This is a genomic window from Psychrobacter immobilis (assembly GCF_904846235.1).
GTDB classification, from domain to species: Bacteria; Pseudomonadota; Gammaproteobacteria; order Pseudomonadales; family Moraxellaceae; genus Psychrobacter; species Psychrobacter immobilis_C.
Window position 1 is genome coordinate 63,035 of record NZ_CAJGZN010000016.1, and the last position, 13,089, is coordinate 76,123.

8 protein-coding genes are annotated in these 13,089 nt (G+C 46.7%); 6 read left to right on the forward strand and 2 right to left on the reverse strand.

Translation table 11 applies throughout. From position 1 onward, the window contains the following. The first annotated feature begins 43 nt into the window (after positions 1-43). Positions 44-1,231: an isovaleryl-CoA dehydrogenase gene (locus JMX07_RS11080; protein WP_057758345.1), complete on the forward strand. Its 1,188-nt coding sequence runs from the start codon at positions 44-46 to the stop codon at positions 1,229-1,231. A 123-nt stretch (positions 1,232-1,354) separates the two neighbouring features. Here the strand turns inward: JMX07_RS11080 and JMX07_RS11085 are convergent, their stop codons facing one another. Continuing rightward, positions 1,355-2,083: a pantothenate kinase gene (locus JMX07_RS11085; RefSeq protein ID WP_165598299.1), complete on the reverse strand. Its 729-nt coding sequence runs from the start codon at positions 2,081-2,083 to the stop codon at positions 1,355-1,357. A gap of 59 nt (positions 2,084-2,142) precedes the next feature. Further along, a complete protein-coding gene (locus JMX07_RS11090; protein ID WP_201607961.1) occupies positions 2,143-3,084 on the reverse strand; it encodes a biotin--[acetyl-CoA-carboxylase] ligase in 942 nt (313 codons plus the stop codon). 175 nt (positions 3,085-3,259) lie between these two features. On the opposite strand from JMX07_RS11090, the gene JMX07_RS11095 reads away from it, so the two are divergent. The 5 genes from JMX07_RS11095 (at position 3,260) to ligA (ending at position 12,655) form a co-directional block, all read left to right on the forward strand. Continuing rightward, a complete protein-coding gene (locus JMX07_RS11095; protein WP_185156659.1) occupies positions 3,260-4,063 on the forward strand; it encodes a sulfite exporter TauE/SafE family protein in 804 nt (267 codons plus the stop codon). A gap of 51 nt (positions 4,064-4,114) precedes the next feature. Further along, positions 4,115-5,056, forward strand: coding sequence for a hypothetical protein (locus JMX07_RS11100; RefSeq protein ID WP_201607962.1), 942 nt, complete (start codon positions 4,115-4,117; stop codon positions 5,054-5,056). Between the two features lie 66 nt (positions 5,057-5,122). Further along, on the forward strand, positions 5,123-9,079 hold the full coding sequence (locus JMX07_RS11105) for an AAA family ATPase (protein ID WP_201607963.1): 3,957 nt from the start codon (positions 5,123-5,125) through the stop codon (positions 9,077-9,079). 215 nt (positions 9,080-9,294) lie between these two features. Then, positions 9,295-10,311, forward strand: a complete 1,017-nt coding sequence (locus JMX07_RS11110; protein WP_201607965.1) for a cell division protein ZipA C-terminal FtsZ-binding domain-containing protein — start codon at positions 9,295-9,297, stop codon at positions 10,309-10,311. Between the two features lie 220 nt (positions 10,312-10,531). Continuing rightward, on the forward strand, positions 10,532-12,655 hold the full coding sequence (gene ligA, locus JMX07_RS11115) for an NAD-dependent DNA ligase LigA (protein ID WP_201607967.1): 2,124 nt from the start codon (positions 10,532-10,534) through the stop codon (positions 12,653-12,655). The last annotated feature ends 434 nt before the right edge of the window (positions 12,656-13,089 follow it).

Here is a 13,089-nt window from a genome sequence, read left to right on the forward strand (position 1 = left end):
ATAATTACTGTAAAAATTAAATATTAAAATACAAGGAATGGTTATGAGTTTACCTGGATTAAATTTTCAACTTGGCGAAGATATTGACGCGCTACGTGATGTCGTACAGCAGTTTGCGGCAAATGAGATCGCTCCACGTGCTGCTGAGATTGATAGCAGCGATGAATTCCCAATGGATTTGTGGCAAAAAATGGGCGACCTCGGTCTACATGGTATTACCGTTCCTGAAGAGTACGGCGGCTCCAACATGGGCTATGTTGCCCATATGGTCGCGATGGAAGAGATTAGCCGTGCTTCGGCATCGGTAGCACTGAGCTATGGCGCACACTCTAATCTATGTATTAACCAAATCAAACGTAACGGCTCTGAAGAACAAAAGCAGAAATATCTGCCAAAGCTAATCAGCGGTGAATTCATCGGTGCTTTGGCAATGAGTGAGACAGGCGCTGGCTCAGATGTCGTCAGTATGAAGCTAAAAGCCGAAGAAAAAGACGGTAGCTATATTTTGAACGGTAGCAAAATGTGGATCACCAATGGTCCTGATGCGGACGTGATGGTGGTCTATGCCAAGACCAATCCTGAATTAGGTGCAAAAGGCATGACGGCCTTTATCGTTGAAAAAGGTATGGAAGGTTTTGGTACCGCACAAAAGCTAGATAAGCTCGGCATGCGTGGTAGCCATACTGGCGAGATGACTTTTAATAATGTAAAAGTACCAAGCGAAAATATTTTAGGCGGTCTCAATGAGGGCGTTAAGGTACTGATGAGCGGCCTAGATTACGAGCGCGCCGTGTTGGCTGCAGGTCCTATCGGTATCATGCAAGCAGTAATGGACAATGTGGTGCCCTATATCCACGACCGTAAACAGTTTGGTCAAGCGATCGGTGAGTTCCAGCTTATCCAAGGTAAAGTTGCGGACATGTATACCATACTGCAAGCCGGTCGTAGCTTCTTATATACTGTTGGCAAGAATTTGGACATGTTGGACGCGCGCGGTGCGGGTCATAGTCGAGAAGTGCGTAAAGATTGCGCCAGTGTGATTCTATGGTGTGCCGAAAAAGCCACATGGATGGCAGGTGAAGGTATTCAAATATTTGGCGGTAATGGCTATACCAATGAGTATCCACTCGGTCGCTACTGGCGCGATGCCAAGCTGTATGAGATTGGCGCAGGTACCAGTGAAATTCGCCGTATGCTAGTCGGTCGTGAGCTGTTTAACGAGACCAAATAAGAAAGTATTGTGGCAATAACTAGAAACACGTTAGCTATTTTCTAATAGTAAAATAAAAAAGCAGCACGTTCAAAACGTGCTGCTTTTTTTGTGTCAACGTTAAACCGAATTATCTATAAGCGGTTAAGACTTATTGCGATAATCAAAGTATCTTGCCAAACCATTTAGTAATAAATCATCACGTAAGCGCACTGGACGATTAACATGCTGGGATATAATGGCTGCATCACCGCCTGTCATAATCAATTCAAAATTAGGGTGACGATGGCTAATCTCATTGATCGCGCCGACGATAGAGAGCAAGATACCGCGATGTACCGCGTCTTGAGTGGTTAAGCCTTGGTTGACGCTATCAAAAGTACCGTTCGAGATAGTGATTTGCTTAGTACCAGAGAACAGTGATTCACGTTGCAGGTAGATGCTAGGGAAAATATAACCGCCCAAATGCTCAGCATGATCAATCAAATCAATGGTCACCGCTGTACCGCAACCAATCACACACTGGCGTTTTTTCTTATCGACCGCACCGAGCATCTGTAGCCAGCGATCACAGCCGAGCTGCTGATCATTGTAAGCACTTTTCATCAGCGCGTGTGCGGCATCGACATGGACAAACTCAAACGGAATATTCAAACGACTGAGTGTCTCTGATACTTTGGCATTGAGATTGTCACCCAATACCGATGAGATACCAATAAAGTCAGGCGCATAACGCTCAAAACGATCGGTCAGACCCATAAGTAGTTCGGCAGGCGCTTGCAAATGCTGCTTGGCATCATGTGCGACTATTTGTCCGATATCATCGGTTAGCCAGTATTTTAGGCGGGTATTTCCAAGATCAAGCCAGAGCATAAAAGTCCCTTTATATAGTGCTCGTTAATGATGAGGTTCATCAATATAGTTGTCTAAGCCTAATAAATAACGTCGATGCGTCCAGTAAAAAGCGTAGAAATCTTACCGCTATCTTGGCGCAATTGCAAACAGCCATGTGTGTCGACACCGCAAGCGACTCCTGTCACGACTTTTTCTTCGTTATTATAGTCTTGGGTGACGCGCAAATGTAGACCTGATAGCGCATCCATCGTCGCAAACTGCTCCAAAAAACTATCCAAATAATAAGTATGACCCGTTGGCTGTTCTATGCCCAAATGCTCAAAGCGTGTCATCGCCGCTATCAATGCTTTGCACATCTGCTGATAGAGCATTGGTAGGTCTGGTAGGCTCGCAGATCGTGACTCTAAAGGTAGCCTCTCATTAATGTCTTGTAAGCTAATCGCTTGGTAGCTCATACCCTCAGACGTTTGTGTGGTGAGCTTAGGTGCTGCCTGTACGTTTAGGCCAATGCCTAACACCACACCGACCAACCTGCCAGCTTTCGTCACTGGCTCTATCAAAATCCCAGCCAGTTTATTAAAGGGTAGCGTACGCTGATTCGCGACGGTGTTATCCGATGGTACAAGATGAGCCTCTTGAGTGGGATAAAACCCCAAGTCGTTTGCCCATTTCACCCCAATTGGCGTCATCTTTTGCGCTTGTAGTTGCTCGTTCAAAGTTTGAATGACAGGCATCTTAGCTAGTTCAAGACCAATGATGAGCGATAGTAAGCCACTGATTGGCATATGCACGGGATGATATAACGATAGATAGACATTGCCGCGCGGTGATTGCCACGAGCGCCCGTGCTGACCACGACCTGCGCTTTGGGTTTCCGCGGTCAAAACGTGTACGGTGGCGACATCTAACGCCCCGTTTTGCAAGGCTTCTATCAGCTCGCTATTGGTCGAGGCGCTACTAGTCACATGACGGTGATTGAGCTCGGATAAATAGGTAGAAAAACTAGTGAGTGGCGGCATAAGTTTAGTCGATGTGGTTAAAGGAAACTTTGATATACTGAGCGATTGTTGCGGTCAGACAGTAACGAGTAAACAGCATAAAGGTCACGCTGAGATTTGGCAAATACAATTAAGCACGCCTAAGCGCTAGTGAGTACTATAGCGCCAGTCAGTATTATAAAAGGTTCGTTCTATGATGTTATATGTGTGGTTTGTGATTGCAGGCGCGTTTGCAGGTGTCAGCGCAGGCTTGTTTGGCGTCGGCGGTGGCATGATTATCGTGCCCGCATTGGTCTGGATTTTTACCGCTTATGACTTTTCGCCAGAAGTAATCACCCATCTGGCCATTGGGACGTCACTGGCGACCATCGTTGTGACCTCGATTAGCTCCCTGACTGCCCATAACAAGCGCGGCGGTGTACGCTGGGAAGTATGGCGCAAGATGGCGCTTGGATTGGTCATCGGTAGTTTGGTCGGCGCTGGTATCGCGGATATGATTGATGGGCAAGCTCTACAGGCTATCATTGGTTTCGGTGCGCTATTGGTCGCTCTAAAAATGCTGTTTTTTTCGAATAAAGAACAAGTGGGTAAACCGTTACCATCGGCTGGTGTACAGTTTGGTGCCGGTACTGGCATTGGTATGGCGTCCTCTATTTTTGGCATTGGCGGCGGCAGCTTGACCGTGCCGTTCTTGAACTGGGCAGGGCTGCCGATGAAACAATCGGTCGGCACGTCAGCGGCATGCGGTTTACCAATTGCACTGGCTGGAGCAGCAGGCTTTGCTTGGTTCGGTCAAGACGTGGTCAATCTGCCCGAGGGCACAATAGGATTTGTCCATGTCACAGGATTCTTGTTTATTTCAGTCGCTAGCTTTGCCATGGCAAAAGTCGGTGCCAAGCTCGCCCATATCTTACCTGCGCTGATGCTTAAGCGCGCATTTGGCATATTATTAATATTTGCTGGAGGGCAGTTGTTATTAAGTGGGTTGGGTGTTTTATAGCAATAATGAGTTTTTACAAAATTAGTAAGCAAACCGTGAGACATTATTAGTATGAAAGCTGCAGAAAAATACCGCCGTGTTTTCGGCTCAATGAATCATCTAAAAGACCAGTTATCGTGGACGACGGGTCTCTCTAATATGGTAGAGTTTTTGGCATGGGAGCCGCAGCGTATTTTAGGCATCACTAAAAAGCAATATGTACGCCAAATCATTGAATGGGCGGCCCACCCAGAGTTAAAGGATAAAAATATAGAGGAGATTGAGCAATCAGTCATCAAAAAGCTCAATACAAAAATGAATGAATCTGAGCAGCTAGAGACCTATTCAATGCAAACGATGGGTATTTGTAATGCGAGAGAAGCCGTTCGCCGCGTAACGTTCTTTTCTGAAGATTATCTGAATAAAGAATTCGATATCTTTTTGAGTTTATGTAGTGATGTTTATCTAGATTTATTTTATCAGCAATTTATTAGCTTTGAGCCGAGTGAATCATGGTCGATACATGGTAATAGCGACATGTTTGAAAACAGTACAGAGCTAAAAGCAATGTATATGGACAACCTAGCCTACAACCATCAGGCGAATGTATTGATAGCGAATGAGTTAAAACTCGCTGGTCGGAAAAACCCAGACCCAATCCTAAAATACTGCTTGATGTACGAGCATTTATTAGAAAAAGGCTTTATCGATAAAGGGGCAAAATTTTTGCTGTTATTTATCGGTGGTGATGCGCTAAAGCAAAACAAGCAAACGCTCGTAAATAGGGAGCTGGCTCTGTGTCATAAACGGCCAAGGAAGTATCAGCATTTGCTAAGACCAGAGCTGTTAGAAATAGTTGATCATTTAGAAGTGGCAAGTATCTCTTGGGCAGCCTTTATCGAGTTTAATAATCGCTACTTAGCAGAAAATAGCGTCTGCCAAGTGGAGCAAAAACTGCTACGAGGATTCCATCAAAGCCTTGAATCAAAATCGTTTATGCACTTAGCAGTTTAACCCTAAAAAACCACTACAATTTCAGGTAGAATAGCCGCCTGTTTTTGCTAAGTTTATTGACTCTTCATGCGTTTAAAATCTCTAAAGCTGGCAGGCTTCAAATCCTTTGCCAATCCAACCACTTTTACTTTTAGTCATGGTATCACCGCCATCGTCGGGCCGAACGGCTGTGGCAAATCCAATGTGATTGATGCTATCCGCTGGGTGCTGGGCGAAACCTCAGCCAAGCAGTTACGCGGCGGGGCGATGAGTGATGTTATCTTTGCTGGTACGCAGGATAAGACAGCAAAAAGTGTCGCCAGTGTTGAGCTGACTTTTGAGCATACCCAAGATGAGCAGACTGGCATTCGCCACGAGTTTAACTTGTACCAAGAGCTATCGGTTCGCCGTCAGGTAAATAAAGATGGCCGCTCAGATTATTTTATCAATGGTACGCGTTGCCGTCGCCGTGATGTGGTCGATGTGTTTTTAGGTACAGGGCTGGGTGCACGTAGCTATGCGGTGATTGAGCAAGGCATGATTGGGCGCATCGTTGAGTCTAGCCCCGTGCAGCTGCGTGAGTTTATCGAAGAGGCGGCAGGTGTCTCGCGCTATCAGGCTCGCCGTGAAGAAACGCAAAAGAAGTTAGAGAAAACAAAAGACAATTTAGCGCGCCTACACGATATGCAAAGCGAATTACTACGCCAACAGAAAACACTGTCTAAACAGGCAGCGAGCGCGCAGCGTTACGAAGAGTTGGCATTAACACTAGCTGATATCGAGCAGCAGCTCGCTATCCAGCAGCTGTATCAAGCCAAGCAAACGCATCAACAGCAGAAAGTAGCGCATGAACGTAGTGCTACTGAGGTGTCGACACTACAAGCTGATTACGACACGCTCAAAGCTCAGCAAGACAAGCTCACTGCGCGTATCAATCAAGAGCAATGGCTCAAAGACGATGCCCAAAGCGCTCACTATCAGCAGCAGCTCGGCTATCAACAAGCGGAACATAAGCTAAGTGATGCTAAATCACAGCTGGCTACTATTGAGCAGCAACTGTCTGGCTTGGCTCAGCAACGTGCACAATCACTCGCTGATATCGAACGGCTTAACGCTGAGCAAGCTGAGCAGAGTCAAGCGTTAGAAACGTTACGCCCACAGCTGACTGAGCTAACAGACAAACGTGATAACTATAAGCGCAATGAGCAACCATTACAGCGCGCGTGGCATGAAGCGCAAAACAATCTGTCACGCTTGCAAGATAAAGCCCGTTCGCTTGAGCAGCAGCAAGCTATTAACGCTCAAGCACAGAAACGCCATCAGCAAAGTCATGATAAATGGCAGCGCCGCGAGCAAAACTGGCAAAACCTATGGCTGCAATTACAGCAGTCTATAACGCCATCTGCATCTGACAGTACTGATGTGAGTAAAACGAATAATGCGCAAGATCTCAGTCATGCGCTAGAACAGCAAGTCACTGAGCTAAACACACAGTTGCAGCAGGTTGAGCGTCAATGCGAAGCCGTCGATGAACGCTTGTCCGAGATACAACCGCAAGCGCATAGTTTGCAGCAGAGACTAAACGCACAACAGAACGATCTGAGCGATGATGAAAAGCGTCATGCGCTACTGGCAGGCGAATACGATACTCTGCATCAGATATTGCATCCAAAACCTACACAACAGCAATCAGTAAAGTCGAAAGTTACTGCGAAAGATAAGACGGATAACAATGGCATACATCATCAGCCGTTAGCCATTGCAACGCTACGTGAGCAGATTGAGCTAAGTGCCAAGGGGCAGGAGCATGCAACGCTACTCGATAATATCTTGGCGTTGTGGCTAGACAGCCATGTGCTGGTTGCTAACCAACAAGCGAATCAACAAACTAACCAAACCAAGCAATCAGACGTTAATAATGCTAATGGGATTTCTCAACAAGCGAATAGCTTATGGCAAGCGCTTGAGCATGACGTTGCAGATTTACTGACTTATCAAACGGCACAAAATACGCCTGCCAGTGCAAAAGATAAAACTCTAATAGAGACGGGTCATAGCTTATGGTTGCCCGCGGCGCAAAGTAATATTAGTGACCATAAGTTTGTCAGCGAATTGCCAGATAATTTGATTGATAAAGTGTTGCCATTATCGCAGTTGGTTACTCAGCCGCTACTCGCGCTTTGGCAGCAGTGCTATATATATACGGCGCAGTTTGAGACCAGTCAGCAGCACGAGATTGATACTCTTGCTGATGTACTGAAGTTATTACCACTATCCGCTATCCTACTTACCGCAGATGGTTGGCTGATCAGTCGTCATGGGACGATTAACTTAAGCAAATTCGCTGGTGCACAGGATGAGCAAAACGATAGCAATAGCCAATTTCTCACGCAGCGCCTGCAACAGCGTACGCGTTTGCAAGCATTAGAAGACTTGCTTGATAAGTTTGAAACCAAAATTCAAGATCAGCAAAAATCTATTGCAAAAGACCAGCGCGATTATGATGCATTGTTAGTTAGCTTGGAAGAAACGCGCGCGCAAGCTGAGCGGTTAACCCGTGATAAGCATCAATACCAGCAGCAGCTGACGACCGAGCGAGCCAACGCTGAGCGCTTGCAAGCGGATAGCCAGCGTCTGAACGCTGATAAAGCAACGCTTGAGCAAGAAAAGCAAGAACTGGCGCAAGAGCAACAAACGCTTGAACAAGAACAACAGCATATTGAAAGCGAGATCGCTACGCTAACGCCGCAAATAGCAGAGGCACGGGCGACAACTCAGCAACTGCAAGCTGAGCGCAGCGAGCTAAACCGTGCGCGTCAAGCTGATGATGACGCGTGGCAAGCATTACAGCTGCGCATTCAGCAGTATGAGATGCGCTTGGAGCATAGTGTTAGTAGTCTGGCTCGTGCGACTGAGCAACATGATAAATCGTTAGAGAATGAGCAAAGTCTACAGACGCGTCACGATCAGCAGCAGGCCAAGTTGCCAGATCTACAAGCCGCACTACAGTCTGCACAGGTAACGCGCGATGAGCAGCAAGTGCTATTGAACGAGCGCGATACTGCGCTAATGGCATTAAAACAAACGTACGCTGAGCAGCAGACGGCATTTGATACACTGCAAAATACCTTGCAAACGCAGCAAAGCGAGTTTGCCCGTCATGCTACTGAATTGGCACTAAGTGCAGCGCGGTTAGAGGATGCTAGCGCACATACGCAAAGCGCTTTAGATGCCTACTATCGTGTGAGTCATAAATATAAAGCGCAAGCTGAGCAACCTCAACAAAGCATGAGCGTCTCAAACTTGCTAGCAGATTTCATCGCTCATGATCGCCGCGTCCGTCCAGACAAAATCGCTGAGCTAGAGTCCGAGCGCGCCAAGTTGACCCAGCAGTTGAGCAAGATTGGGCCAGTGAATCTAGCAGCGGTCGCAGAGTTGGCCGAGGTAAACGAGCGCCTAGAACCACTCGCACAGCAGACGGCAGATATCGCGGCCAGTATGCAGACATTGACCGAAGCGATTGCCTCTATTGATGAGACGACCAAGACACTGTTTATGCAGACGCTTGATGCGGTCAATAATGAGTTGGCCAATTTATTTGCCAAAGTCTTTGGCGGTGGACAAGCTAGCCTGACGTTGAACACTGACGAGATGCCAGCCAATACGCCAAAGTCCGAACAATGGCGGGCAGGGCTTACCTTAATGGCGCAGCCAAAGGGAAAACGCAACAGTCGCTTGGCGGTACTATCGGGCGGTGAAAAAACCCTTACCGCGCTGAGTTTGATTTTTGCGATATTTAAGCAGCATCCCGCACCGTTCTGTGTGCTTGATGAGGTCGATGCACCGCTTGATGATGCCAACGTCGCGCGCTTTACCAGTCTCATTCATGAGTTAGCAGATGATTTGCAATTTATTTTTATCAGCCATAATAAATTGACGATGCAAATTGCTGATGAGCTAAAAGGTATTACCATGCCAAGTGCAGGCATTTCTACACTAGTCAGTGTGTCGCTTGATGAAGCTGCGCGTTACGTAGAGAGCTAAGAGTGAAATAGTCGACATTAAAAGTGCTATGAGAATCAGCGCGATGCAAATATAATCAATCAATTGGCATAAATGCAAATAAGCTTGACCTCAGTCCAGCATGCTGGTTATAAAGTACACAATGTGGTGACGATATAGGTCAGCCATGCTAGAATATTGCCATTTATGCTCGTTTGTGTATTCCCTTTTGTTATATATACTAGGATGTATTTATCATGACCGTTATTCAGTTTATATTGATTGCCATTGCCGCGTTTATCGTGCTCGCAGGGCTGTTTATGGTCATTCGTAGCTTTAAGCGCCGCGGTGCTACCGAAGCTGCTGCGGTCAATTATGATAAAAATGGTATTCCCATCATACCGCGTCACGAGCGCAATATCGTCGATCAGCCAGACCTTGAAGATACGGTCGCAGGCGAGACGAGCATCGGTCCAGATCGTAGCTATTTGGATGCCGTCGTTGAAGAAGAGCCATTGACGCAAGCGCATACCAACGTTGATGCCCAACTAACGGCTGAGCGTGACCACGTAGCAGCTGACGACCATGACGTCATCGATGAAGCCGACTACGCGCGCTGGCAAGAAGAGCAACGCCGTGCCGATAGTGCTGAGTTTGTAGAAGTCGCCGATCAGATGCATATCGAGCAAGAGCCTGATGCGTTCTCTAGCCTAATGTCAGCGACTGATAGCCTGATGCCAACCATCGATACGGCAGAAGAGCCGAGCTTCGATGACAACAGCCCGATACTGGATCAGCATCTATCAGAGTCAGGTGATGATGCGCAAAATGGTCCTTTGATTAATGCCAAAGACAATATCAATATCACTATCTTGCCGCACCAATATCGTGACCGTCCAGCGGCGATTATCCGTGGTCGTGACTTGTTAGCGTTGATTGATAAATACGGTCTACGCTATGGCGCGATGAATATGTTCCATCGCTACGAGCAAAAAGACGGCACGGGTATGTTGTGGTTTAGCATGATGGGCATCACTGATAGCGGTATCGCGCCGTTTGATCCGCATAGTGTCGCGACTAACACCTATAACGGTGTCGTCGTATTCTTGTCACTGCCTCATCCACAAGCCGTACGCAGCTTTGATAGTATGATGAGCATTGCTTATATGATGGCAAGCGATCTTGACGCCATTATGCTTGATGAAGAGAACGAACCAATCACGCCTGAATACAAGCAGCAGCTGCGTAACCAAGTTCGTGATTATGAGGGTTAGCAGTTTAAAGGCTAAAAGCTGATTAATAGCAGCATAAAAAGGGCAAATAGCGATTAACGTTATTTGCCTTTTTTATTGGGCTATAGTTTCTGTAAAATGCTAATCATAGTAGACTGAGCAAGCCTGACATAGTATTTGATTTATATAGGATTGACTATACCGAGCTTCCTACAAACTTGTTATCATATCGACATCTTGAATTGCAAAAAAGACGCCGACTATGACTGACTCTACCTCACCAAATAATTCTAAAAACCTATCTGCTCAAGTAGAAAACCAAGCACCTGCCAAATCTAATGTACCTAGTTCGACCGACAGTAGTACCAATAATAGTGTAGAGATTATCTCAAAAATGCGTGCGCTTATTGAAGCGATTAAGACGCATAACTATGCCTATTACGTGCTCGATAATCCGATATTAGAAGACAGCGAGTATGACCAATTGCGTCGCTCGTTGCTTGAGGCTGAAGAAGAATATCCAGATTTGGTGCAGCCAGACAGTCCAATCAATCAAGTCGGCGATATGCCGCTATCTGCCTTTACCCAAGTCACTCATGACATTCCGATGCTGTCGCTGGGCAATGTCTTTGAATATGATGATTTGCGCGATTTTATGCGCCGTGTCAATGATCGCCTAAGTGACTCACAGCAAAACCCTGAATATGAGATGGAACTAAAGCTCGACGGACTGGCTGTCTCACTGAAATATGAGCACGGAAAATTTGTCCAAGCGGTTACGCGAGGTGATGGGCAGACGGGTGAAGATATTACCCAGAATGCTAAAACCATCCGTAACCTGCCACTATGGATATCTGATGCTGCTGATATTGAACTGTTAGAAGTGCGCGGTGAAGTATTGATGCCAAAGGCAGGCTTTGAGCGTCTCAATCGACTGGCAGAAGAAAACGAAGGCAAAACCTTTGCCAATCCGCGCAATGCTGCTGCTGGTAGCTTACGTCAACTAGATCCAGCGATAGCAGCAAGTCGTCCATTAGCTTTCTATGGATATTCGGTCAATCAAGGACTGCCAGATACTATCGACACTCAGTCAGGGGCGTTGGCATGGCTTACCGAGCTTGGATTTACGGTCAGCGCCGTAGAAGTGGTGGCAAATCCACGCGCCGCGCAGACCTATTATGAGTCAGTGATAGAAGGGCGTAGCGATCTGCCATTTGAAATCGATGGCATGGTGATTAAGGTAAACAGCCTTGCGTTACAGCAGCAGCTTGGGTTTTTATCTCGCGAGCCGCGCTGGGCGACTGCCTATAAATTCCCTGCCGAAACGGTGATGACGCGTCTCAACGATATCGAATGGCAAGTCGGCCGTACGGGTCAAATCACACCAGTTGGTAAGCTTGAGCCTGTCAAAGTCGGCGGCGTCACTGTCAGTAATGTCACTTTGCACAACTTTGGCGAAATTCAGCGTTTAGATGTGCGCGCAGGCGACACGGTCAGCGTTCACCGTGCAGGTGATGTCATCCCAAAAGTCACTCGTGTCTGGCACGATCAGCGCCCAGCCGATAGCGAGCCGGTCACGCTACCTTCGACTTGTCCTGTCTGTGACTCTCCTGTCGTCTTGCCAGAAGACGAAGCATTGGCACGCTGTACGGGCGGACTGTTTTGCCCAGCGCAGCAGCAAGAAGCGCTTATTCACTTTGTCTCACGTCGTGCGATGGATATTGATGGGCTTGGCGCAAGTTGGCTGATTAGCTTCTTTGAGCATGGTCTGGTCAAAACCGTCGCTGATATCTATCAGTTGCACAATCATGCAGATGAGATGGTCACCTTTGAAAAACTGGGTGAAAAATCGGTACAAAATATCATTAACGCTATCGAAGCCAGCAAGCATACGACATTGGCTCGCTTTATCTATGCACTCGGTATACGCGGTGTCGGTGAAGGTACGGCGCAGAACTTTGCCCAGCAATTTGGTGATTTAGATAGTCTGATGGCAGCCAGTATTGAGACTTTGATAAAAACCCCAGATGTTGGAGAAATCACCGCCGAGCTGACCTATAAGTTCTTCCGTGCGCCGCATAATATCGAAGTCATTACTGCACTACGTGAAGCTGGCGTCTATTGGGATAAGGTCGAGCAGGTCGCCTCAGAAGGGCTACCACTCGATGGGCAAACGTGGGTCATCACAGGTGCGCTCGATAGCATGGCGCGTGATGAGGCTAAAGCCAAACTACAAGCGCTCGGGGCAAAAGTCTCAGGCAGTATCTCAGCTAAGACTACGGCATTGTTAGCAGGGGAAAAAGCAGGCTCGAAGATGGCGAAAGCGGAGAAGTTAGGCGTAAAGGTAGTGGCTGAGGAAGAGTTTTTGGCGTTGGTTGAGGGCTGAGTGTTAGCGGTAGGGTGCGCCCAGCGCACCATTTAAAAATTTGATTTAGGAATTAAAAGTATTATTCAATAAATAGCTGAACGTTGAATCATTTTCATAGATAAGTGTTTTTCAATATATTGTTTCCTATTTATGCGTTGGTGCGAAAGGCGTACCCTACGACTTAAATTACTAACACCTTTATCAAAATTTCGGAAGGCCATGACATACTACACTTATACTCAATTAATGCGTCACATAGCTGTCATCGCCTGCATAAGTGTGGGCGTCGAATATTTAACCGGAAGTATTAGCTTATCGTTTTTACTACTATAGTCAATCCAGAATAAAATTGGTACAACCCATATCATGAAACAGCTTAGGTAAATTATTCTCCATCCACCCTTGTCGTAGAAACTTAGCCTGTGCCCATTTTTTTTCAATAGGGTTTAAAT